Here is a 21,749-nt window from a genome sequence, read left to right on the forward strand (position 1 = left end):
GTGTCGCACGTTCGAGATCGAGTGCTAGGCCTAATCGAGGCATCGGGCCTGACTCGCCACGCCTTCGCGACGCGCATCGGGCTCGACGATTCGAAGCTGTCCAAGTCCCTGAGCGGCGCACGCCGCTTCTCCTCTCTTGATCTCGCACGCATCGCGGACCTCTGCCAGGTCACGGTGGATTGGCTGATCACCGGCGAGCAACCTCCGCTCGCGATGGCGGCCAGGACCACGAGCGGCGATGCGCGTGCCGCGCTCGAGATAGCAAAGCGGTACAGCACCTTGCGCACCGATATGGCCTTGCTCGGCTATCCGCAGCCGTGGCGGCCGATGACTGCGAGTATTGGCACGGGCAGATACGCCGAGCAGGGGCGACGGCTGGCCGCAGAAGCACTTGCGCGAGTCCGCGAAGCGGGTCACTCGATCAGCAACATGGCCTCGACGGAGGAGGTTTTCGGCGTCGATGTGGCCGTCGTTGAGCTCGGCGCCGGCTTCGACGGCTTGGCGGTTTCGGCCGACGACGTCAAGTTGATCGTGCTGGCCACATCTCACATCCCGGCCCGACAGCGCTTCACGCTCGCCCACGAACTTGGCCACCTGCTCGCAGGTGACGACCAGGGCATCCACCTCGACCGGGACATCTTTGACGATGCACAAGCGAGAGACCCCAGCGAGAAACGGGCGAATGCCTTCGCGTCCGCATTCCTCATGCCGGAGGGAGTACTCCGCGAAGCCGTCGGATCGACCGGTCTTACAGATCAGACCTTCGCCCGGTTGGCGTCCGACCTGATGGTGACCCCGTCGACGCTCGCATATCGACTGCTCCACCTCCGGTTGATCGATGCGGGGACATGTGACCGTTACAAGACGATTACCGGGGCCAAGGCGGCGAGCATGGTCGGCCGCGGTGAGGAATTCGCTCAGCAGGTCGCCGAAGCGAATACCCCACGAGCACCCGGTCTCCTCGTCCGAGATACCTACGCCGCCTACGAGTCCGGAGCGGCCACACTTCGACCCTATGCTAGCCTGCTCGGAGTCGACGTCGACGAGCTTAGGCGCACGATTGAGTCTGAGCGCGGAACCCCCGATGCCTCATGACAGAGTTCTTGTTCCCCGACAATACCGTTCTATGCAATTTCGCCGCCGTCGATCGTCTTGACCTACTCCAGTCGGTACTCGATGGACGCGGCAGATGGACCGAAGCCGTGGCATATGAGGCGACGAGATCAGCCCGGTTTCTGCCGACTCTGAGCAGCTTGATCACCGAAGGTTGGCTGGGTGAGGTGATCGAGATCAACGACGAAACCGAGATTCGACGGATCAACGGAATTCGGCGGGCCGTCTTCGGCGGCACTGACGACCAGCCATTGAGGCATCTCGGCGAAGCTCAAACCTGCTTTGTAATCCTGAATCGCGCCTCGTTGGCGGGATCGTGGTGGATCTCAGACGACCGAGAAGCATTAAGATATGCGCAACGTCAGGGGATCACGACGCGCGAAACCATCGACCTCGTTAAGATCGCCATAGCCGCCGACGAGATCGAGGTGCACGAAGGTGTCAAGCTAATGCGCCAAATGGCCGACGAGGGCCGATATCTGAGGATGCCCAACTCGGCGGCGGACTTGCTGTATTGATCCGCATCATCAAGCCATCCGGCGCGACAGCTGTGTCCGAAACCGCGTCCGATGAGTCGAATATCACAAGGTGCGGGCACACTCATGGGAAGGGATGGCCGTGGCGTCGGTCGCGACGCGGCGTTGGGCGGTGCGCCAGCCTCGCGCCCCGGCGTTGAACACTCCGGCGGCCTGGGCGAGTTCCAAGGCGCCCGCGGTGAGGTAGCAGGCGGCGGCCTCGTCACTACCCATGGTCTTGCTTTTGTCACGGCAGGACTCATATGCGGCGATCACTATGCATCTCGTCTCGGACGTGCAGATCGTGGCGTAGCGGTTCAGGCCCAAGGTGAGCGAACAGCAGCCCAGCGCCACGGCATGGGCGTGTTTCCCCTCCGGCTGAACCGCCGACTCGGCGGGCAGTGGGTACGACAGGAACTCTTGCAGGCGAAGGAGCGGGGCCGGTTGTGCCCCAGAGCTGCAGCGCGTGTGGGTCGGACAGTCCGGCTGCGGTCATCCCTTCGCCTGGGTCCTCCCGTTCGCAGGAAGGGGGCATGGGGCGCGTTTCACTGTGGCCTGGCTCCTCATCGCATCAGCGACTGGAAGGCCTCTGCGGCCAGCCTGCCGGTCTCGGGAGCATCCGCTCGCAAGGCCGCGAGTGCGGCGTCCAGTGTCCCGTTCTCCGCTTGTTTCCGCCAGTGCTCGATGTGGGAGTGGTACATGAACGGCTGCCCGCAGGAGGCGCAGAGCCGGGAGACGATCGTGTGGACCAGGCGTCCGTCCAGCAGGATGTGCAGGCTGCGCAGGTCGGCCCAGATGGTCACCCGTGGCGCCGGCCAATCCTCGGGGAAGGGAGAACCGCTGCCGGTCGGGCGCCTGTCGATGTGAGGGCTTTTCGTGGAACCGGACAGCGATCCCACGGCGGGAAGTGTGTCCTCCCATGAGACGCTGCCGCGATACGCCTCCCGCAATGAGTACGAGAGCTTTCCCACTCACACCTGATGCTAACGATTAGCCAATTTTTCCAGTTTTGAGATGATTGACACAAAGGGACGTCTTTCTAGTTGGGTTGCTCCTACTGCTCGCGTGGAAAGCGCAGGTGGCAGGTACGAACGGTGGGGGTGTCGGGTGTGGTTGAGCCAGCCGGTGGCGTGTCGGCCCAGGCGATCCTCGCCATCGTGAGACCTGCTCGGGTTCTCGCACGCTCGGCGGTCGCCCGGTTCTGCGGGTTGGCCGCGCCGGGAGCCGTCTTTTCCATCCGGTCGCGAGCAGGTACGGCATATGGCCGTTGACCAGGTGCATGGCGCCGATGATGCCGTCGACAAGGGCCAGGAACAGCCTGCCTCCGCTCGCCGTCTTCCTCACGATCAGCCGGGCACCGAACCGAAGGGGATGTCACGGGCCGATAGCCGGGCCGCCGCAGCAGCCGCTAATGAGGCTGCCCGGCAGCAGGCCGATAAGACCGATGCCGGCAAGCAGGGCGCAGCGGCACCGTCCGCTGAGAAACTCGAAGAACTCGCTGCCGGCAGTGCCGAGACTAAGGAGAAGCCCTCTGACGCGTTGAAGGAGGGCCGGGCCGCTACCGCAGAGACCTCTTCCGACTCGAGGGAAGCGCCCGACCCGACAGAACTCGTGGAGTCGGTCGACGCTTCCGAGCTGGTGGACTCCGCCGACACGACACAGGCCCCCGAGCAGACGGGGAAACCCGAACCGCAGGATGCCCCTGACCTAACCGAGACGCCGGACCTTGAGGAAGCTCCTGACGCGGAAGGGAAGGCCGAAACCGCGAAGGCCGCGCTGCGGGAGAGCGGGTCCTCGGTGCCCGATGACCAGATCGACGGGCTCGTGAACCGCGCCAAGGACGACCCCGATCCCAGCAAGGCCGAGATCGGCAAGAAGGACGTGGCCGACGCACTCGACGAGATTACCGACCTCGCGCGCCGTGACAACGTCAACGGCGATGCCGCCGCGGCGCTGGAGGGCAAGGTCGCGAACGCCTCCGACGCCAACAAACTGGCCGAGGCGCGGGCGGAGGTAAACGCCGTTCGGCGCGCCGCCGACGACGCGGCCCCCGGCTCCCTGGTGGACGCCGGGGTCGGCGCCAAGATGAACCGCAAGGAGGCCAACCTGGGGAACGGGGAGAGGGTGGATCTCGACCAGATCCCGGACGCCGATGTGGTCTTCAAGGACAAGAGCGGCACCGTGAACGTCAATGAGGTCAAGAACGCCGGCTCGGCCACGCGCAAGGCGGACTTCGCCAATCAGGTCGAGCGGCTCAAGAGGTGGGCCGACAAGGAACCGGACCGTAAGGCCACCGTGGAGATCGAGACGACGGATCGCTGGACATCGATCTTCAGTGAATTCAAGCCCGCCCGGAACGGGAAGCCTGCCAAGGACTCCCGGACGGCGGCGGGTGAGATGGCCAGGAACGGGCTCGATGCGAAGGTGGCTGGTCAAAGCCTGTCCGCCGATCAACTCGGCAAGATGCAGCGTGCCATCGACGAGCGGACAGCGCACGGAACGATGGACTGGGCAAAGATGAAGGACCCAGACAGCGCGAAGGCGTACCTGGGCATCGAATGACGTGAGTACGCGAACCACGGACGACAGATACAAGACGCTGGTGGGAGCAGAGATGAGCGAGCCGGGCACGGAACCGAGTGCCGAGGAGACGTGGGATCCGCAGGTCGTGCGATGGCGTGATCCGGAGGGCGACTACGTGCTGCCCCGTGCACTGCGCGCCTTGCCGCCGCCCTGGGACACGGGTGAGTGGAGCCGGATCGTGGAACTGCCGCGCACTCCTGAGCGAGTGGCAGAGGCCCGGCGGGTAGTGACGGTGCTCCTAGAGGACCCGCAAGTGGCGCCGGACGTACCCCAGCCACCGTCGCCCGGCCTGTTGCGGCACGCGTGGGAGGAGTTCCACCAGGCCGTCGGGAGGAGCATGCCCCGTACCAGCCAGGTGACATGGGCCGGTGTGGACGAGCTGGTGCACGAGTGGCGGGCGCGGGAGAGACTGTATCCGCTTCAGCAGCACGTCGTGAACCATGTCGAAGTGGCGATGCTGGCCATGATCCCGTGGCTGCGCGACGACATCACCGACTCGGTATTTCGCTGGCTTGCCCTCGACCCGGACCCAGGCCGTTTCGCTGACTGGGCCGTGGAGTTGGCCGAGCGTTGCGTGATCGCGGACATCGGCGCCGACTCGGCCATCGAGCTACTGGGCGCAATCGGGAAGCCACAAGCCAGAGCGGCTCTAAAACGCCTGTCGGTGAAGCCAGGTGGCCCAGCGAGCTGGGATAACGCGGAGGCAGCGGAGGGGGTGCTCTTCGACTTGGGGAACGGAAGTACGGGGCGTGCGTAGCGCGTTAATCGGTGAGCTGAAAGCTTGCCACGGCGGGCGGGCTCGTCCCGTCCGTTCCTCAGGGCCGGGGCTAACGAAACCATGCAAGCCTATTGGCCGTCTAATTCCGGCAGGTCCCCACCATGAGGAAGATGGTCATGGCTGATCAGCCACAGCTAGGCGTCTACGATCTCGCCTACATCTGCGGAGGTCCGACCCGAGTGATAACGGTGGCGGTGCTCGCGCTCGCAGACGATGAGCAGATAGCCATCTCACGCGCACTGCACCGTGTCAGAATCATCCGGCGCACGCCGCGAGACAGGGTCGAATCAGCCGTGCTTCACGCGATCCCTGATTCGGGTAGGCAACTCGGATCGCTGACCGCTGCGGCTGCCGACAGCGATGCTGTCGCTGAGATCGGCACCGCCCTACGCGAACAGCGCATTCTGCCTCGTTCGCCTTGGCAGATCAGCCGGATCGTCCGTGCTTACAACCTGCGCCGAAAACTGCGCGCGAGCCCGGTGAAGGGGATCAATGAGGTTGCGATCCTCGGACCATCCGGGATTCCTGATGCCGCGGTGCGTAAAATCTTCGAGACTCCGAACCCACACTTTCAGCTTCCTGATCTCAAACTACCCCGACTACCCGACCGGAACGACCGACCCTACGACGAGAACGCCGATGTGCGGTCCGCTGCCAGACTTGATATTTACGGGCCAGGCGGCTCCGGTTGGGGCCTATAGGGCATTTCCGTTGGCGACGTCTCCCGTGGCCTGGTCCGATTCGTCGGCCGGCTGCTGGACACCGAGCGCCACGCCCGCCGCACCCCAAAGGGCTCACGGCGGTTGACCTGCTTCTACCAGGCACTTTTCGTCTTGCCGTGGTTCCGCAGCAAGCCGAACGTACGGCTGCACGCGCTGGCGTTCGGGCTGTCACGGGCCGCCAAAATCCTGGTACCTGGATAGGGCTGTGGGCGGCCGGGGTGTGTTTGGGGGTCAGGAGTAGCCGTCGGCTCCGTCTTGAACCGCCGCCTGCTGCACGGCCGACGCTGACAACAACCCCAACGATAAGCCCCGCTTAGCGGCAATCGCCCGCGACGGCGACGCCGTTCGGCAGCCGTGCTTGAGATCATTCATATCGTCACGGAACCGGCATAAGACGTCGTACGGTCAGATCGAGTGAGAATGGCCGTATGAGGACGAAGGGGGTTTCGGAGATGACGGATCCGGCACGGCAGGGGTCGATCCCTCCGGATGCGAGAACGCCGTACAGTCCTGGCGGACCGCCGTCCCCGGACCAGGGAGCGGAATCGGCTCCTCAGGGATACGGGCAAGGCCCGTACAGCCCGGGATACGACCCCGCCTACGCTTCGGGACACCACCCCGCTTATGCACCGGGGAACGATCCGGCATCCGCGCCGTCGGCGTACGGCCCGCTGTACCCACCTGCGGAATCCCTCGTCGCTCCGGATCAGGCGGGGCCCGCCACCACGGGCGAGAAACCGCCGACGGGGCCGATCGGCAAGGGGCTGTTCGGGTCACTGTTCGACCGCAGCTTCGACAGTCTGGTGACCACCAAGCTTCTCCGGATGCTGTACACCCTCGCCATCGTCTGCGTGACCGGTTTCAACCTCGTGTTCTTTCTGTTCGGGTGGTCCCTGGCGGCGGGGTCGTTCTGGCCGTTCCTGGGGTGGGTGATCGTCATGGGCGTGCCGGTCATGTGGCTCGCCGAGCTGGTCATGGCCCGTGTGGTCGTCGAATACCTGATCGTGCAACACAAGATCTCCACGGACCTGACCATCGTGCGTGAGGTTGTCAAGGAGATGCGAGCGGCGGCCGAACAGTGACGTGTTCAAGGTGCGGCGTGCCGGTGCAGGACGGCCGGTGCGCGCGCTGCGGAGCGTACGGCCCCCGCGATGCTGCTCCCCCACCGATGTTCGCGAGCGAGGCGTGGGCGCCGATCACGGAGCAGCAGGAGGGCGGGCGACGTGAGGCCCCGGAGCTGGCTTGGCCACAGCGTGAGGCGCTTCGTATCGCCGGTCGCCGGACGGCGGTGATTCGTGCCGCGGGCTGGTCGGTGCCGTTCCTCATCGTGATGCTGGTGCTCGGGCGCGTGGTCGCGGGGATCGCGCGGTCGCATTACATCGATTGGGCGGTGAAGAATGCCGTCGGTGGATACTCGGGCGAGCCTCATCCCCCGCCGCCGTACCTGCTGTGGCTGTTGGTCGTCGGCGGCTCGTGCTGGGTGATATGTGCGGTGGCTGAGGTACTGCTCGCCCGTACGCTTGCCGGCGACTACCCCTCTTTCGGGCCATGGGCGCGGCTCCCGAGATCGACGCTTCCCCAAACCGTTCGGCGGGCTGCCGGAAGCGTCGACCGCAGGTTGGGCAACACCGGCGGGGGCTGTCTGGCGATAGCCGCGCTGGCCATCGCCGGTCCGCTGGTCGTCCTCGTCTGGTCGTTCTTCACTGCCGAGGCCGTTGCCGTCTGGGTGATCGCTGTCCTCGGCGCGACCATCGCGCACCTGCTGACCGTACGTACCCGCCTCCGTACCTGGCGCGATCTACGTCGCGGCTCAGCAGCGGCCAACTCGTGACACGCATGGACGCCGCGCGCGAGAATGGCTCTTCAAGTCTCGGAAGGCCGCCTGGGAACGGGGAGGACTCATGGTGACCGGCCAACCTCCTGCCGGGTGGTATCCGGATCCAAGCGGCCGGCCATTCGAGCGTTTCTGGGACGGGCGAACCTGGACCACCAGCACCCGTCCCGTGCCCGCCGGGAGCCCGGCGCCGGTTCCCGTACGGCCTGTGCCCCCACGGCTGCCCAGCAATCACCTCGTCGAGCATGGGCCAGGATCGACCTCGCCGGCTCGGCGGCCTGCGCTACCCGCTTCGGTACCTGCCGTCGGTCGCACGGTGACGCCGGTAGGCGGCGCCCATGTGCTGATCAGGTCAGATGAACCTGCGATGCCACGGCCACTACGGCCGGGGCTGGGCTCGATCACGATTGCTGTCGCCGCGTTGGTTCCCGCGGCAATCGGTGCGCTCGCGATCATCGTGCCGACCGCCTACGGACTGCACCTCCTCTGGCCGCTCTGGGGAGCGGTAGCGCCCTTCGGAGTCTGGGTGGTCGGCGCGGTAGTGACGGGTTGGCCTCAGGCGACGATCCAGCGGGCCTGGTACGGCTACCGTGACCCGACCGCAGAGGAACACCGCCGCCTCACCGAACCATCACGCCGTGCATTGCAGCGCCTCGGTATCACCGCTGGACGGTACCGGCTGATGATCGTCAAGTCGGGCGGGCCGAATGCGCCCGCCGTTGCCGGCAGGACGGTCGTCATGACGTCCCACGCCGTGGGCACGTTGCCGCCCGAACGGATGGAGGCGGTGCTGGTTCACGAGCTCTGCCACCACCATGGGCTGCACGCCGTCCCGGTGTTCTGCTACACCCACGTGACCTTGCCGGTTCGCGCGTTGTGGTGGCTACTCGCCAGGATCTGGCAGCCGGTACGCCGCATGTGGGCGGTGGCGAAGCGGTGGCATACACCGTTCGGTTTCCTCGTGTCGTTCCTCTTGGCCCTCGCGGTGATCCTGATCTTCTTGGTATCGGTGATCCCCGCGGGCATCGCCATCGTCGGCGCCAGCCTGGCGCGTTTCTCCACTGACCGAATGGAATACCTGGCCGACGCCGCCGTGGCCGACCTCGGACTGGGCCCGCAACTGCTGGCGACGCTGGAAGCGGCCATCGAGGCCGGTCACACCGACACCGATCGCATCACGAGCCTGCTCGCCGTCCAGCCCCTCATCGTCCGCCGCGCCCAACGTCTCCGCAAACGCCTCCCGGCATGATGCCGTCCGCATTAAACAATCATCGAGCCGGCATATAGATCAGTCGATCCATTCGTCGTCGCATACTCCAACATGCAGAAACAAACCACCGATCCGGCCCTGCCCTGGCCCCACTGGCTGGTGCCACCCGTCGGGCGTACGGCGCGGAGCAGCCGTTTTCCTCGAAGGCTCAGCTCATCAGTCGGTTGGCGAGCGAACGCGCCTCAGCCAGAAACGTGTCAAGCCCGGCACTGTCAAGCTCCTCATCGTCGATCAACTCGAAGAGCAAGAAGATCTGCGCACGAGCTGTCGCCTTATCCTCGGACACCGTAGCTACACTGTCGCCGAGCGCCCGCCGAATCACGGCCTCCGCGGCTTGCGGATCGACTTCTACGTCGTTTCCGAGCAGATTAGCACGCGCGGTAGCTACAAATCGGACGATTTTTGGAATCGTCCAAGTCGGCGAGAACCGGCGCCGCACGGCTGTTACGAAGGCGGCGTACACCAACTCGCCATAGCCTTCCGTGTGCCCGGATTCGACAAGCCTTCTGGTCAGCTGCACACCTTCGCCGGGATCGCCGGCCAAGAAGGAGCGCAACGACGCAACCTGCACCTCCGTTACCGCCACGACGAGCCTTCCAATTAATTCAGCTTAGGAGCCTATTACCGAGGGCCCGTGTTGTCGCCATGAACTTGTCGAGTCCAGCATCGTCCAGCCGCTCATCGCCGACGAGAGCGATCAGCAGCAGTAGCTGCGTATGGACGACGATACCATCGTCTATGTCATCGATTGAGCCCTCGCCCAGTGAGTGCATTATCAATCTTTCCGCAACCTGCGGGTCGATTTCCTCACTCAGCCTTTCTGAGCGGGATCGAACGTCTCCGACGTAGTCGACTACCTGAGCTCGCGTGGCCCCTTTCGCGAATCGTCGATCGACCGCCTCAAAGAGCCCTGCGGCAATCAGTGCGCCATACGCCATCCCATCGACGCCCGGATCGAGCCGTGCATTTAGCTGCTCGTATTGATCAAATTCTCCTGCCAGATAGGCGCGCAAGGTCGCCACTTGTTCATCCGTTACCGCCACTACTGTTTCCCTTCTTTAGGAGGCCGCGATGCAGGCGGCGCCCGCCCTCGCCAAGCAACAATCCTGCCACCATAACCCCAGTGATCAAGTCGCCAACGCTTGCGCCGTCATGCGGCGCATTGGCCACCTCCGGCTGTAGTCCCCTAACCTGAGCATGGCTACCGGTTGGAGGGCGACCCAACACGTCATGACCCAAATTGGCGTATTCCTTGGATTTATCTAGGATGTCTCCCGCGTTCTTGAGGGCTGACTTACGTATCCTATCGAACCTGGATAGCTTGTCGCTGTCCATGTCGCGCAGTTCTTCGCCAGTCGGTAGTTCCTCAGGCTTCTCCCCCTGCAAAGGATCTTCAGTTAGAAGTGGATCCCGCTCGTCTGGGCTTCCATCCCGGCCGTCAGGCCGATTGAGGTACGCCTCCAACGGCACGTCTTGGACTCTGATGTCGTATTTCCAAGGACTTGCTGCTTGCTCGGGCTCCTCATCTGGCGTACCCGCTTCGTCCCCGGAGTCGCCTTCGCTGCTCTGCGCGGCGCGGATTTCAGGAGCGTGCTCTGTCGAAGAACCTGCCGGTTCGGAGCCATCCGCCGATCCCACCGATTCAGCGAGTTCGTGCGGCTGATCTGTGGTTACAGGCCCTTCATCCTTCTGCGCGCCGGTAGCAGCATCGGTCTTGGAGGTGGTGTGATCAAGTCGTTGGTTGTCTGGAGCGAAGGGTGCGTCACCGTCGGCCTGAGGAGCGGACTCGGCCGCTTCCGATTGCTTGTGCAACGTACCTTCGTTCGTCGCCGTTACGCGCTCGCCGGTGCTGGTCCCGGCCTCATCGACGGTGGGTACGGCTGTGTCGGTGGAGCGGCCAGGTTCATTCCGCGACTCGTCAGGCGCAGCCTCCGGGCGCATGCCAGGTGATGCCTCGGGTGGGAGGCCATCGGCCGCAGAAGCCGATGACGACTCCTGCGGTGTCGTAGCGTCGGAAGCGGACGTTCGCGAGACCTCGGGCGATCCGGCGGCGTCCGCATCGGGTTTCGCCTGGCTGTCGTTCTCGGCCGCAGGGCGGTCGGTGGTGCCCTTCTTCTCATCCTGTTGTCCGACCTCACCTGCCGCTGATGAGCGGTCTGCTGAGGCCGCGGTCTCGGTGGTCGTGGCGCGAGAGTTCGGCGACGTTTCCGTACGGCCGGTTTCGTTTGCACTCTCGGTCGCTTCGTCGGGTTGTTGGGCTGATCCTTCGCCCGTCCGCTCTGAGCGGGTGCCGCTGCCGGCCCATGGCGTCGCGTCGGTGTCTTTGGTCGGCGATTCGGCCGCCTCGTTCGGCTGCGTGCCAGCCGGGGTGTCCTTTTCGGCAGCCTCGGAGTTTTCGCCTTTCGGGGACTCTGCTGATGCGTCGGTGCTGCCGCTGTTCTGCTGCTCACGCTTGTCGGCCGTGGTGGGCTGGTCGGTGTTGTTGGCGGCGGCTGCGCCGGCGCGGCTGTCAGCGCGTGAGGGGTAGCCGTCGCTGCCCGGTTTGTCCGGTGGAGGCGGCGGGCGGTTGTCGGCTGCGGATTTGTGTTCGACGGTCTCGGAGTTGTTGTCGGAACCGGCGGTGGTGTGGTCAATGCCCATCGGCGGTCCTGGACGCGTCGGGGATGCGGAGGGCGTCGGTGTACGTATGGCGCAGTCGTTGGGCGGCGGCCACATCAAGCAGTGGAAGGCGGCCCGGGTCGCTGCTCATCCGTCACTCGTTTCCGTGGCCGAACAGCGGCGGCGGTCCTGGCCGGTCGTCGTCCCTAGTTGGGCGCCGGTCTGAAGGCCGCGGGTTCTTGCCAGGCAGGTTTCTCAGCGACTGTCCGGCGTGGGGGAAGATCTGCCCGGGTCGCCATGCCTGGTCTTCGGTCTGCGCATCTGCTGGGAGGCGGGGGCCGGTCTCGTAGCCGGGGGGCGGCCCTGGCGCGTACGGCAGCGGTTGGCGTGGTGGCTCGACGGCCGGCGGTGTGGCCCAGGACGCTTGGTAGGGGACGCCGGCGGGGGGCTGGACGGCCTGGTGCGGTTGCGGCGGCCGGGGTGGTAGGTCGGGGAGGGGAGTGGTGGCGACGCGGTCGAGGGTGACGATGGCCGGGTCGCATTCGACGGCGGTGAGTTTCCGGCCGCCTTCGTGTCGGGTCTCGATGAGTAGGAGAGCGTGGTCGGGTAGGTGCTGCAAGGTGACCGGTTCGACCGCGTACTCGTACACCCGCTGAGTGGTGTCGGCGTCGCTCCAGTTGGTGCCGACCGCGTAGGAGTAGGCGCTGGACCAGTTTCGAGAGACCGAGCGGGTCTCCCCGCGGGTGTCGGTCTCGCTGGTGCCGCCGCCGCGTGTTCGTGAGTTGCCGGTATTGGTGGAGCGGTCGCCGAAGAAGCCGCCGCCGGATCGGGTCGATCCGGAGGATCGGGTGGTGCCCCAGTTGGTGGAGGTACCGATCGAGGTGGACAGGCTGATGCTGTCGGAGTCGCCCGTTCCTTCGGTCTCGGACTCGGTGTGGGATTCGTTGCCGCCGACGTTCTTGGTGATCTGGGAGAGCACGAACTTGTAGTCGCGGCCGATGAAGTCGGCGGCGCGTGTGGCGTCCTCGTGGTTGCCGAGCCGCATGAACGCGACGGCGCCACCGCCGATCATCTCCCCGCCGGTTTCGCGGAGCCGCCGGAACAGGAAGGTCAGCGGGATACCGCGGCGTTCGCAGGCATCGGAGAGGCGTTCGAGGTGGCGGCGGGCGAGTTCGTCGGCGCCGGCGACGATGACCGACGGGCGGGGGTTGTTCGAGGCGGCGATGCGGTGGGTGACCCACTGCACGATCAGATCGGTCAACAACTCCGAGCGGACGTTGCGGGCGTTGCTGTCCAAAGCGATGCAGGTCAGGTAGCCGGAGGTGCGGGGTTCAGGCTGGGTGCCGAGTTGTTCGATGGGGTGGATGTAGGACTCGATGCGGGACAGGTTGGCGTGGGCCTGGCGGCGGTACTCCACGCTGAACAGCTCGTTCGCGATGTGACGCCGCTCATCACGGTCGAGTGCGGTGGAGTCGTCGGGTTCGCCCATGAGCGCCCGTAGCGCGGCGCCGATCCGGGCGAGGGAGACGTCTTCGCCCAGGGCGTCGCAGATCTTGGCCAGGATCCGGTCGTCCATGCTGCGGTCGGCGCGTGCGGCTTCCGGCATATCGCCGTACATGGATTCCACGATCGCGTCGACCAGGTCCTGGGGCTCCAGCCCTGACAGCAGTGTCGAGGTGGCGAGCTGGGCCGGTAGCAGCTGTGCGTCCACTTCGATTCCCGCCGCCCGTGAAAGGGTTGCGAGTTCGCCGCAGACCATCTCCCGTGACAGGTCGATGACCAGCAGCGGCCCGGTGAACAGGGCGGAGGACCCGTAGGTCGTCAGCAGCGCTTCCCAGCTCCACAGCGTGCCGCCGAACACGTCCAGGCGCCTGCGGGAGAGCGGACGTGGGACCGCGCCCCATTCAGGGCGGGCGTTCGCCTTCTGCTGTTCGGTGCTTTCGTGGTGATGTTTGCGGGCCTGCCAGTCCCGCAGCGCCGCCCCGTAGGTCTCCTCGGCCCGGTGTCGGGCCGTCTCGTAGGAGTCGCGGGCGTTACGCCAGGCGGTGGCCGCAATCGCGGTCAGTACGACGCCCGGGCCCATGCAGATCAGCGCGAGGACGAACGAAGCGAGAGGGATCGAAGTCTTGCCCAAGCTGTAGTCACTGGCCGAGCATGCGGAGAACAGCGCCAGGATCACGAACCCGATGATGCTCAGCGGAAGGGTCCGTCGGCGGTGCCGGTCCAGAACCTGCCGGGTGGCCACGACCTGCTGCTGTAGGTACTGCGGCAGCTGCTGTGGCTGCGGCGGCGGCTCGGTGAACGGGACGTAGAACGCCCAGCGATCGCGGAAGACCCAGCCCAGCCGTGGATCTGGAGAGAACAGCAAAGAGCGCCGTTCCAGCAGCGACTGACGATCGACCGGCTCGACAGTCATGACTCGAACCCCCGTGCCTCCATGATCTCCGTACTTGACAGAACGCCTGACCAACCCCGGGGAACAACCCAAGCAGAGCCATAGCGAACTTGTCACTACTTCTGTTTGGAAGCTGAGCTTTTAATTGGGCGGCATGCTCAATAACCTAGCCCCGGCCACTCGTCGGTGCCGCAGCACGGAGTCACGTTCTCGGGAGAAGGGAAGGCATGGTCATACCTCCTGATCCCGTGATCGCTCACAAACGTGAGACTCGGCGTGTATGCGTCGACGGGTGCCGTTGCGGACGGGAGCAAGGCGATGGCCGCTGATCGCACCAGCGATGCGGAGGCCGCGGAACGCGTCGAGGAACCAGCGGCGCCAGAACGCCAGACGCCACCGGATCGCCCAGGCAGCGCGGACGCTCCCAGCCGTGCACAGAGCCGAGCCGGCGCTGCCGCCGCCAACGACACAGCGCCGCCGCAGCTCGACGCGCGCGCTGCAGACGCGGGCACTTCTGAGGGGACGCAGGACGCGGATGCTGGGCCAAACACTGGCGCATCCGCCGACGACCCGGCTTCATCTACGGAAGCAGAAGCCGAGGAGTCCTCCTCCCAAGACGGCGAGCCGGCTGTCGAACCGACCGGCAGGGCAGCGATCGAACAGCCGACGGAGGACCCGCTGGGGGTCGACACCACAGAAGCGTCGGGGAGTCGAGCTCCGGACAGTCCCCTGGAAACCGAGTCGCCAGGCACTGACGCACCTGTAAACGCCGAGCCGCCAGAAGCCGATGGCGGAGCCGCCTCTCCGGAACCAAGAGTGGACGCGACCGTCGAGGACGAGCAGGCGGACTCCGATGCCATCGACGAGCTCGCTGTCGACGGGGATACCGAGACTCTGGCGGTAGATGACGATGAGTCCCCGTTCCAGCCGGACGACGACGAGGGGATCTTCGAGAAAGTCGACGATCTTCCTGCGCCCCGCGAGCCTCGCGATCAGACGACGGCGAAGCCTGCTACGGATGGATCAAGCAGCGCGGACGGGTCTGCCGTCACCGAGGCGGTAAAGAAAATGAGCGACGTTTCGAGCGCTGCCGCGAGCGTCGAGGCTTCACGTCGCGCTACGGACGCGGGCGTACGACGACGTGTCGAACCCCTGGATGACCGGGCGTACGCCGAGCACGTACGTCATGTCCAGTCGAGCGTCGATGAAGCGGTCGAACGAGGTGAGTCGACCGATGACCGCTACACGCTGAATCCCGAACACACGACCTGGAACCTCGACCGTGCCAAGGTCCATCGAGAGATCGTGGACGACCTGTATTCGACGGCGGCCGACGTTCCGAATGATGGTCAAGCAATCATCGCTGGAGGGCTGGGCGGAGCTGGGAAGTCCGCCACACTCGAGAATCATGCGGGTATCGATCGATCTAAATACTTCACGATCAATCCGGATGACATTAAAGAGTCCCTCGGGAGGCGTAACCTGATACCACCGATTGAAGGGCTTGCCCCGATGGAGCGAGCCCGCCTCGTTCACGAGGAGTCGTCGCAGCTGGCGAAAGCCCTTGCAGGAAGGGCATACGCTGATCGAAAGAACGTCATCTGGGACATCACGATGTCCTCCAAGGGCTCGACCGTTAAGCGCATTCAGCAGCTGCGCGACGCCGGCTATAGCGACATCGAGGGTGTCTTCGTCGACATCCCGATCGAAAAGAGCGTCGAGCGGGCGCAGGAGCGGCATCGTCACGGCCTGGAGGAGTACCGCAACGGGGAAGGCCTGGGCGGCAGGTACGTTCCGCCGGAGGTCATCCGAGCCAACGCCGACGCGACCTGGGGGAGCGTGAACCGGCGCGTGTTCGAGGAGCTCAAACCGCAATTCGACCGATGGAAGCTTTACGACAACTCCGTGGACGGCCGCGATCCGGTGCTACTGGAGGCAAGCGACAACGCAGAGGAGAGGGAACATAAATGAGTGAGGTAACAGACCTGCTCGCCGAGCTTCGCAATGGATCAATGAGCCTCGAACAGGTCGCTGATCGTTTCCGTCAGCGCCAATGGCCTAGCCGGAAGACATCAACTCCGGATGGCAGTGCGAATACCTTCGCTGTCGAGGAACAGGATCCGGAGCCGCTCATGGAAGGTTCATTCGATGAAGTCTACGTGGCCTACATGCGACATGAGCTGACGGACGAGCAATACGAGGTCCTTGCCCGTGCCGCCGCAGAAAGCCAAGGGTCCTGAGGGTTCGCGAGCCCGCGTGATGTCTCGACGTAGACCGGCTCACCTAGCCGGCATCGATCCGCGAAAGGTCTGCTGCTGAATGCGCATTGACCTCCACAGTCATAGCAATGCATCTGACGGCACGGAGTCGCCGGATGAGGTCGTACGGCGGGCGCGCGCGGCCGGTTTGGATGTGCTGGCGCTGACCGATCACGACACCGTCGAAGGCATTGCGGCCGCGGCGGCGTCCCTGCCGGCCGGTCTGACTCTCGTCCCCGGTATGGAGCTGTCGTGCAGGCGGGACGGCATGAGCATTCACCTGCTCGCCTACCTGTTCGACCCCGGCGCTCCAGCGCTGGCCGACGAGTGCGACCGGATCCGTCAGGCGCGCGAACTCCGAGGGCGCCGGGTCATCGAGCGGCTCGTCGAGCTCGGCGTACCGCTGGAATGGGAGCAGGTCGAGGCGCTGGCCGATGGCGGTGTCGTCGGACGTCCCCAGATCGCCCGCGCCATGGTGGCCGCCGGCGTGATCAGTGAACCGTCGGAGGCGTTCACCTCCGAGTGGCTCGCTCCCGGCGGCCGGGCGTACGTGAGCCGGTATGCCTTGGACCCGGTGGCCGCGGTCCGGCTCGTCCGCGATGCGGGCGGCGTACCAGTGCTCGCCCACGCGAAGGCGGCCAAACGGGGGCGTGTGATCGACGATGAGTGGATCGCGGAGATGGCCGAGGTCGGCCTGTTCGGCGTCGAGGTCGACCACCCGGACCATGACGAATCCTCCCGCGCTCACCTGCACGGGGTCGCCGCCGACCTCGATCTGGCCACCACGGGATCCAGCGACGATCACGGTGAGCTCACCGGTCATCGCTTGGGCTGCGAGCGGACCTCTCCGGGGGTGTACGAGCGGCTCGTCGCCGCGGCGACAGGCCGCGAACCGATCGCCCATGGCCGGTGAGGTGATGACCGAAGCGGTGTGGCGTGCGGTCCGGGGGCTACCGGCCTGCCGGTTGGCCGAGGTTCCCCGGCGTCGGCTGAGCGACGAGGCCGAGTCCGCCGGGCGGGATGAGGGGCGGGACCAGCGGCTGGCGGCGCTGGTGTCGGCATACCACGGCGGCGGGCCGGTACTGGTCGGCTGGCGGCGGGCGAGTGCCGGTGGACCGGTCGAGGTGTTCGTCGGCGGGCAGGGCCTGCTCACCGAGGACGGCGCGGGTGGGGCGGCGTTGAGCCTGCCGGTCGGCGGTCACGGGCGGATGTTGGGCCCGGGTGCGGTTGCCGATGTGATGGGTGATCTGCCGTGCTGGACGCGGATCGGTGGGATCAGCGATGGGCTGCTCGCCGATGACCAGGTGGATCGGCTGGACCAGGCGATGCGGCCGTCGCTGGAGGACTGTCTGCTGTCGGTGTGGACGCAGCCGTTCGCATGGCTGCTGCTGGCCGAGCCGGTGGACAGCGCGGAGACGGGCCGGTTGGCCGACGACGTCGCCGACCGCGCGTACACCGCGCAATCGATGGCCGAGCGGTCTCCGGAGAACGCGGTGGAGGCGGCACGGCTGGAACGCCGCCACCGCGAGCTGCGCCAGGCCATGACCAGCGGGTTGTGGCGGGTGCATCTGATGGCCGGCGGGACTAGTCCGCAGGCGTCGGCGCGGGTGGCGGCACTGGTGTGCGCGGCGACGGATCTGGACGGCCTGCCGTACGCGCTCGTTCCCCAGCCGGAGACCGGCACCGACGCCGCGCAGAAGGACGCCGCGTGGCCGTTCGAGGCCGGGTCCCGCCTCGTCGCGACGCTGGCTCGCCCGCCGGCACGGGAGGTTCCGGGCGTGCGGTTCGTCGTACGGCCGGAGTTCGACGTGACACCGGAGACGGCCGCGGGCGGCGTGCCGCTCGGGCGGGTGCTCGACCGTAACCGGGCCGACGTGGGGACCCTGTCGGTGCCGCTGGAGAGCCTGAACCGGCACACGTTCGTGTCCGGCGCGACGGGCGCCGGAAAGTCGCAGACTGTACGCGGGCTCTTGGCGGCCGCGACCACGGCCGGGCTGCCTTGGCTGGTGGTCGAACCAGCCAAGGCCGAATACCGGCTGATGGCCGCACGTCTCCCCGAGGCTGAGGTGATCGCGATCCGGCCCGGTGACGTCGACGCCATCGCGGCCGGCATCAACCCCCTCGAACCGGCCAGGGACGCCGACGGGCGGCCGTTCCCGCTGCAAACCCACGCCGATCTTGTACGGGCCCTGTTCCTGGCCGCGTTCGAATCCGACGAGCCGTTCCCCCAGGTGCTCGCGGCGGCGTTGACTCGCTGCTACGAACAGCTCGGCTGGGACCTGGCACTCGGCGAGCCACGCACGCCTGGCGCCACGCCGCGCTACCCGACCCTGGCCGACCTGCAGGCCGCCGCCGAGCAGGTGGTGACCGAGATCGGGTACGGCAAGGAGATCACCGACAACGTCCGCGGGTTCATCCGCGTCCGCCTGTCTAGCCTGCGGCTCGGCACCACCGGACGGTTCTTCGAGGGCGGCCACCCGATCGACTTCGAACGGCTGCTGGCACGCAACGTCGTCTTCGAAATCGAGGACGTCGGCGACGACCGAGACAAAGCCTTCCTCATGGGCACCGTGCTGGTCCGCCTCGTGGAGTACCTGCGGATGCGCCAACGCGCCAACGGCGGCGTCGCGACCGGACTGTCACACCTGAGCGTCTTTGAAGAAGCCCACCGGCTGCTGCGCCGCAGCGAGGAGTCCGGGCCGGCCTCGCACGCGGTGGAGATGTTCGCCGGACTGCTCGCCGAGATCCGCGCGTACGGCGAGGGCCTGATCGTCGCCGAACAGATCCCCTCCAAGCTCGTGCCCGACGTCATCAAGAACACCGCCGTCAAGATCGTGCACCGGCTACCCGCCAAGGACGACCGCGATGCCGTCGGCGCGACCATGAACATCACCGACGCCCAGTCGCAGTTCCTCGTCACGCTCCGGCCTGGTGAGGGGGCCGTGTTCAGCGACGGCATGGACTACCCCCACCTAGTCCGCATGCCCGACGGCACCGCGACCGAAAGCACACGTCCGGCTCTGCTCGCCTCACCGAAGGCGCTCGTGACCTCTCGCAGCGGCACCTGCGGGACCGAGTGCCGCACCGCACCGTGCACGCTACGGGACATGCGCACCGCCCAGCGCGTCCTGACCGACCACCCGGCAGTCGTCCTGTGGGCCGAACTCACCACCGCCGCACACCTGACCGGCTGGGGCTCACCCGTACCCGGCAAGTCGATCCTTGATGCGCTGAAAGCGATGCCGGGGCGGCTCCGCGACTGCGCCCTCTCCCACGCCGTCGACGCCGCGGTCGCCGCCCGCGCCTCAGCCATCGCCGCCCGAACCGACGCCGGCCGCCTCGCCGATCACCTTGTTGCGGTGCTCCGCGGCCGGCTCGACGGCGGGCCGGTGTGCACGGGCGAAGAACCACAGTGGTTCACCGCCCCATACCGCTGGTGCCTGGTACTGGAGGAGCTCCAGGCCGCCCACCGGCGAGACCCCGGTATGGGGCGCCATCCCGACAGCGCCACCTGGGAACAGGTGTACGGGCAGCCGATCCCCGGCAACACCATCGCCGATCAGCTCGAACACGTCTCCCGACGGTGGGACCGGGACCAGCGCGACCAGGCCGCCCGGGACGTCACCCTGTGGGGCGCTTCCACGCCGTCAGCGATCGAGACGGCAACGGCGGCTCGCCGGAACGACGACGACTGGGCGCAGCCTCTCACCGAAGCCGCCAACGACCTGTCGAACATCGACGGCCTGATCCGCTTCTACGCTGCCGAGGGGAGTGCCTGAGCCGGGGTATCCACACTCATCGCGGCAGCTTGCGCCCCTACCTACGTTGCTCCCGGGGCGAAGGCGATTCAGCGACCGAAGCGTTTCGCTCCGCCAGGCGCTGTTCAATCGAAGCGCGGTAGAAACGAAGGTGACCCGTTGGGGTCTTCGTGTAAGGGATCAGACCTCGGTAGGCCCACGATGTGACCGTCGAACGGGAAACTCGGAACAGCCGCGCCACTTCCGCGGTCTTCAACAGCGCAGCGGGGCCTTCATCCTCGGCTGCTCCGGTGCTTGGCGTCATCGGCGTCCTTCCGACGGGCCGAGTTCGATCGGCCGGCCGTGGAGGTAGTTGCGGTACTGGACGGCCAAGACGTCTTTGGGCAGTGGCGGCCAGCGGGTCAGCCGTCCAGTGCGCTTGTCGACGATGAGCAACGTCTTTTCACCCGTCGGCCTGGACTCCGACACGGGCCAGATGACGAAGCCGTCGGGGAATTCCTCCACCGCGACCTGTACGGGATTCGCGGTGTCGCGGTTGATCCACGCGTCGGCCCGACGCCACGCCTCCGCGCGATCGATCTCGGAGACTCGGCAGGTGGAGTAGGCGAGAAGCGAGTCGTTGACGTGCTGAACGGTCCAGCAGACCTCGGCCGTTCCGCAGCTCACGCAGACCTCGGCGCCGTACGGATCGGTCACGCATCGGTGCGTCTGGAGCACGCCGGTCAGCGCGGCACAGACACCGAGCACGCTGGTGCGCGCTTGCCGGAGGAACTCAGCGGTGTGAGCGTCGAGCCGGCCGCGAAGGATGACCTCGTCGACTGCGGCTTGGATCGCGGCGTTGTCGGCCCGCATCGCGGCGGCCATCGTGCCGATCACCTGGGCGTTGGTGCGGGCGTGTACGTCGCTTGCCGAGCGATTCATCGCACTCGCTCCCTTCGTCGAGGACCTCGAGTAGGTAAGGGCGGTAGGCGTTGTCTGAGCCGAGCCTCCCGAGGGGTTACCGCGCGTCCAGTAACGGAGAGGCCGTCGAGCGTCGATCACGGCGCCCCGCTGATGGGGATGAAGATCTCGGAGATTCCACGGATGGTGCGGCATGGGTCGCTGGTCCCACACTCGGAACAGCACGATCCGAACCGATGGGTGTCGAGCACGCTGGTCAGCGCAGCAGTGGTGTCGAGAGCCAGTCGGTGCGCCTGCCCCAGGAAAGCGGCGGTGCGCTGGTCCAGTCCTGTCCCCGTGAGGTCACCGAGGAGAGTGCGGATCACCGATCCGTCGGCTTGGTCGGCGGCTTCGTAGGCTCGGTCGATGATCGCCGTGAGTTCGGCATGCAATCGGGCGCTGGGGCGCATCTGCTGGCCTTTCGGTGGCGGCGTTACCTGTCCGGGCGAATGCCGTTGGTCGGCCTTCGAGAGGGCCCGGAAAGGCGCACAACTTGATCAGTGCTCGTCGAAGACGGCGGTGACGGTTCGGCCGTTCGCGTCGCCGGTCCAGCTCCACGTGCCGGTCAGGATGTTGATCGTGTGGAGTCCTCGTCCGGACTCGGCCTGCCAGTCGGCCTCGCGTACGGTCGGCTCGCTCGTACCGCCCTGGTCGGTCACGGCCACAGCCGCACCCCCGCGCCAGCGCCGTACCTCAACTACGAAGAGTCCGCCGGGCTTCGCGGAGTGGGTGTGCGTCAAGGCGTTGGCCACCAGCTCACCCGTCACGGAGACGGCGTCGTCGGTGAGCGAGCACCCGGCCAGAAGGAATGCGACGAAGTGGCGGGCAGGCCGGGACTGATCGGCACGGCCGGGGAACGTTCGACGCCAGCGCATGGCATCCGACTCATCTGCGAGACCACGGGGGACATCGATGGGGGAAACGAACATTCGGGCACTCCTCCCATATCGGCTGCGGCCCCGGCCGAAACCATCCCTGACCTCATG

Annotated in this window: 22 protein-coding genes and 1 pseudogene; 13 read left to right on the forward strand and 10 right to left on the reverse strand. The window is 66.3% G+C overall.

Annotated features, from left to right (window positions below):
* Both AB0K82_RS34510 and AB0K82_RS34515 read left to right on the forward strand, forming a co-directional pair.
* Complete coding sequence (locus AB0K82_RS34510; protein WP_364405126.1) at nucleotides 1-1,095, forward strand: XRE family transcriptional regulator; 1,095 nt, start codon at nucleotides 1-3, stop codon at nucleotides 1,093-1,095.
* Nucleotides 1,096-1,253: 158 nt separating this feature from the next.
* Nucleotides 1,254-1,631: a hypothetical protein gene (locus AB0K82_RS34515; protein ID WP_364405127.1), complete on the forward strand. Its 378-nt coding sequence runs from the start codon at nucleotides 1,254-1,256 to the stop codon at nucleotides 1,629-1,631.
* A gap of 63 nt (nucleotides 1,632-1,694) precedes the next feature.
* Here AB0K82_RS34515 and AB0K82_RS34520 read toward each other — a convergent pair whose 3' ends face one another.
* The gene (locus tag AB0K82_RS34520; RefSeq protein WP_364405129.1) at nucleotides 1,695-1,862 is read right to left on the reverse strand and encodes a hypothetical protein; all 168 of its coding nucleotides are present in this window, start codon (nucleotides 1,860-1,862) and stop codon (nucleotides 1,695-1,697) included.
* Between the two features lie 329 nt (nucleotides 1,863-2,191).
* Complete coding sequence (locus AB0K82_RS34525; protein ID WP_364405131.1) at nucleotides 2,192-2,431, reverse strand: hypothetical protein; 240 nt, start codon at nucleotides 2,429-2,431, stop codon at nucleotides 2,192-2,194.
* A 457-nt stretch (nucleotides 2,432-2,888) separates the two neighbouring features.
* Between AB0K82_RS34525 and AB0K82_RS34530 the strand changes: the two genes are divergently transcribed.
* From AB0K82_RS34530 to AB0K82_RS34560, 7 genes and pseudogenes are all read left to right on the forward strand, one after another.
* Nucleotides 2,889-4,190, forward strand: a complete 1,302-nt coding sequence (locus tag AB0K82_RS34530) for a hypothetical protein (RefSeq protein ID WP_364405133.1) — start codon at nucleotides 2,889-2,891, stop codon at nucleotides 4,188-4,190.
* Between the two features lie 52 nt (nucleotides 4,191-4,242).
* Nucleotides 4,243-4,968 (forward strand): hypothetical protein, encoded by a 726-nt coding sequence (locus AB0K82_RS34535; protein WP_364405135.1) that lies wholly within the window; start codon nucleotides 4,243-4,245, stop codon nucleotides 4,966-4,968.
* Between the two features lie 122 nt (nucleotides 4,969-5,090).
* The gene (locus AB0K82_RS34540) at nucleotides 5,091-5,690 is read left to right on the forward strand and encodes a TIGR04222 domain-containing membrane protein (RefSeq protein WP_364405137.1); all 600 of its coding nucleotides are present in this window, start codon (nucleotides 5,091-5,093) and stop codon (nucleotides 5,688-5,690) included.
* A 473-nt stretch (nucleotides 5,691-6,163) separates the two neighbouring features.
* The gene (locus tag AB0K82_RS34545) at nucleotides 6,164-6,793 is read left to right on the forward strand and encodes a DUF4282 domain-containing protein (RefSeq protein WP_364405139.1); all 630 of its coding nucleotides are present in this window, start codon (nucleotides 6,164-6,166) and stop codon (nucleotides 6,791-6,793) included.
* Nucleotides 6,794-6,879: 86 nt separating this feature from the next.
* Nucleotides 6,880-7,542: a hypothetical protein gene (locus AB0K82_RS34550; protein ID WP_364405141.1), complete on the forward strand. Its 663-nt coding sequence runs from the start codon at nucleotides 6,880-6,882 to the stop codon at nucleotides 7,540-7,542.
* 70 nt (nucleotides 7,543-7,612) lie between these two features.
* A pseudogene (locus AB0K82_RS34555) lies at nucleotides 7,613-7,720 on the forward strand (DUF2510 domain-containing protein); the annotation flags it as partial.
* Between the two features lie 192 nt (nucleotides 7,721-7,912).
* On the forward strand, nucleotides 7,913-8,794 hold the full coding sequence (locus tag AB0K82_RS34560; protein ID WP_364405194.1) for a M48 family metalloprotease: 882 nt from the start codon (nucleotides 7,913-7,915) through the stop codon (nucleotides 8,792-8,794).
* A gap of 169 nt (nucleotides 8,795-8,963) precedes the next feature.
* On the opposite strand, the gene AB0K82_RS34565 is transcribed toward AB0K82_RS34560, so the two are convergent.
* From AB0K82_RS34565 to AB0K82_RS34580, 4 genes are all read right to left on the reverse strand, one after another.
* Nucleotides 8,964-9,401: a hypothetical protein gene (locus AB0K82_RS34565; RefSeq protein ID WP_364405143.1), complete on the reverse strand. Its 438-nt coding sequence runs from the start codon at nucleotides 9,399-9,401 to the stop codon at nucleotides 8,964-8,966.
* A 19-nt stretch (nucleotides 9,402-9,420) separates the two neighbouring features.
* Nucleotides 9,421-9,858, reverse strand: coding sequence for a hypothetical protein (locus AB0K82_RS34570; RefSeq protein ID WP_364405145.1), 438 nt, complete (start codon nucleotides 9,856-9,858; stop codon nucleotides 9,421-9,423).
* Nucleotides 9,842-11,455, reverse strand: coding sequence for a hypothetical protein (locus tag AB0K82_RS34575; RefSeq protein WP_364405147.1), 1,614 nt, complete (start codon nucleotides 11,453-11,455; stop codon nucleotides 9,842-9,844). The genes AB0K82_RS34570 and AB0K82_RS34575 overlap by 17 nt, the downstream gene beginning before the upstream one ends.
* A gap of 112 nt (nucleotides 11,456-11,567) precedes the next feature.
* A complete protein-coding gene (locus AB0K82_RS34580; protein ID WP_364405149.1) occupies nucleotides 11,568-13,829 on the reverse strand; it encodes a hypothetical protein in 2,262 nt (753 codons plus the stop codon).
* 243 nt (nucleotides 13,830-14,072) lie between these two features.
* Here AB0K82_RS34580 and AB0K82_RS34585 point away from each other — a divergent pair, with 243 nt between their 5' ends.
* From AB0K82_RS34585 to AB0K82_RS34600, 4 genes are all read left to right on the forward strand, one after another.
* Nucleotides 14,073-15,779, forward strand: a complete 1,707-nt coding sequence (locus tag AB0K82_RS34585; RefSeq protein ID WP_364405151.1) for a zeta toxin family protein — start codon at nucleotides 14,073-14,075, stop codon at nucleotides 15,777-15,779.
* Nucleotides 15,776-16,048 carry a hypothetical protein gene (locus tag AB0K82_RS34590; protein WP_364405153.1) on the forward strand — a complete coding sequence of 91 codons (273 nt, stop codon included), beginning with the start codon at nucleotides 15,776-15,778 and terminating at the stop codon, nucleotides 16,046-16,048. Before AB0K82_RS34585 ends, AB0K82_RS34590 begins: the two co-directional genes overlap by 4 nt.
* A gap of 79 nt (nucleotides 16,049-16,127) precedes the next feature.
* Complete coding sequence (locus tag AB0K82_RS34595; RefSeq protein ID WP_364405155.1) at nucleotides 16,128-16,979, forward strand: PHP domain-containing protein; 852 nt, start codon at nucleotides 16,128-16,130, stop codon at nucleotides 16,977-16,979.
* A 4-nt stretch (nucleotides 16,980-16,983) separates the two neighbouring features.
* The gene (locus AB0K82_RS34600) at nucleotides 16,984-19,845 is read left to right on the forward strand and encodes an ATP-binding protein (RefSeq protein ID WP_364405156.1); all 2,862 of its coding nucleotides are present in this window, start codon (nucleotides 16,984-16,986) and stop codon (nucleotides 19,843-19,845) included.
* A gap of 37 nt (nucleotides 19,846-19,882) precedes the next feature.
* On the opposite strand, the gene AB0K82_RS34605 is transcribed toward AB0K82_RS34600, so the two are convergent.
* The 4 genes from AB0K82_RS34605 to AB0K82_RS34620 all read right to left on the reverse strand — a co-directional run bounded on the left by AB0K82_RS34605 (nucleotide 19,883) and on the right by AB0K82_RS34620 (nucleotide 21,638).
* Nucleotides 19,883-20,128, reverse strand: coding sequence for a helix-turn-helix domain-containing protein (locus AB0K82_RS34605; RefSeq protein ID WP_364405158.1), 246 nt, complete (start codon nucleotides 20,126-20,128; stop codon nucleotides 19,883-19,885).
* The gene (locus tag AB0K82_RS34610; RefSeq protein WP_364405160.1) at nucleotides 20,125-20,745 is read right to left on the reverse strand and encodes a hypothetical protein; all 621 of its coding nucleotides are present in this window, start codon (nucleotides 20,743-20,745) and stop codon (nucleotides 20,125-20,127) included. The genes AB0K82_RS34605 and AB0K82_RS34610 overlap by 4 nt, the downstream gene beginning before the upstream one ends.
* A 116-nt stretch (nucleotides 20,746-20,861) precedes the next feature.
* The gene (locus AB0K82_RS34615; RefSeq protein WP_364405162.1) at nucleotides 20,862-21,173 is read right to left on the reverse strand and encodes a hypothetical protein; all 312 of its coding nucleotides are present in this window, start codon (nucleotides 21,171-21,173) and stop codon (nucleotides 20,862-20,864) included.
* Between the two features lie 87 nt (nucleotides 21,174-21,260).
* Nucleotides 21,261-21,638: an ATP-binding protein gene (locus AB0K82_RS34620; protein WP_364405163.1), complete on the reverse strand. Its 378-nt coding sequence runs from the start codon at nucleotides 21,636-21,638 to the stop codon at nucleotides 21,261-21,263.
* Nucleotides 21,639-21,749 lie beyond the last annotated feature (111 nt).

It is taken from the genome of Actinoallomurus sp. NPDC052274 (assembly GCF_040679475.1).
Taxonomy (GTDB): domain Bacteria; phylum Actinomycetota; class Actinomycetes; order Streptosporangiales; family Streptosporangiaceae; genus Actinoallomurus; species Actinoallomurus liliacearum.

Coding starts and splice junctions, on each gene's coding strand:
- AB0K82_RS34605 (WP_364405158.1), bottom strand. CDS start 20,128: ATGACGCCAAGCACCGGAGCAGCCGAGGATGAAGGCCCCGCTGCGCTG.
- AB0K82_RS34595 (WP_364405155.1), top strand. CDS start 16,128: ATGCGCATTGACCTCCACAGTCATAGCAATGCATCTGACGGCACGGAG.
- AB0K82_RS34550 (WP_364405141.1), top strand. CDS start 6,880: ATGTTCGCGAGCGAGGCGTGGGCGCCGATCACGGAGCAGCAGGAGGGC.
- AB0K82_RS34615 (WP_364405162.1), bottom strand. CDS start 21,173: ATGCGCCCCAGCGCCCGATTGCATGCCGAACTCACGGCGATCATCGAC.
- AB0K82_RS34545 (WP_364405139.1), top strand. CDS start 6,164: ATGACGGATCCGGCACGGCAGGGGTCGATCCCTCCGGATGCGAGAACG.
- AB0K82_RS34535 (WP_364405135.1), top strand. CDS start 4,243: ATGAGCGAGCCGGGCACGGAACCGAGTGCCGAGGAGACGTGGGATCCG.
- AB0K82_RS34600 (WP_364405156.1), top strand. CDS start 16,984: ATGACCGAAGCGGTGTGGCGTGCGGTCCGGGGGCTACCGGCCTGCCGG.
- AB0K82_RS34530 (WP_364405133.1), top strand. CDS start 2,889: ATGGCCGTTGACCAGGTGCATGGCGCCGATGATGCCGTCGACAAGGGC.
- AB0K82_RS34520 (WP_364405129.1), bottom strand. CDS start 1,862: ATGGGTAGTGACGAGGCCGCCGCCTGCTACCTCACCGCGGGCGCCTTG.
- AB0K82_RS34580 (WP_364405149.1), bottom strand. CDS start 13,829: ATGACTGTCGAGCCGGTCGATCGTCAGTCGCTGCTGGAACGGCGCTCT.
- AB0K82_RS34540 (WP_364405137.1), top strand. CDS start 5,091: ATGAGGAAGATGGTCATGGCTGATCAGCCACAGCTAGGCGTCTACGAT.
- AB0K82_RS34590 (WP_364405153.1), top strand. CDS start 15,776: ATGAGTGAGGTAACAGACCTGCTCGCCGAGCTTCGCAATGGATCAATG.
- AB0K82_RS34560 (WP_364405194.1), top strand. CDS start 7,913: ATGCCACGGCCACTACGGCCGGGGCTGGGCTCGATCACGATTGCTGTC.
- AB0K82_RS34620 (WP_364405163.1), bottom strand. CDS start 21,638: ATGCGCTGGCGTCGAACGTTCCCCGGCCGTGCCGATCAGTCCCGGCCT.
- AB0K82_RS34575 (WP_364405147.1), bottom strand. CDS start 11,455: ATGGGCATTGACCACACCACCGCCGGTTCCGACAACAACTCCGAGACC.
- AB0K82_RS34610 (WP_364405160.1), bottom strand. CDS start 20,745: ATGAATCGCTCGGCAAGCGACGTACACGCCCGCACCAACGCCCAGGTG.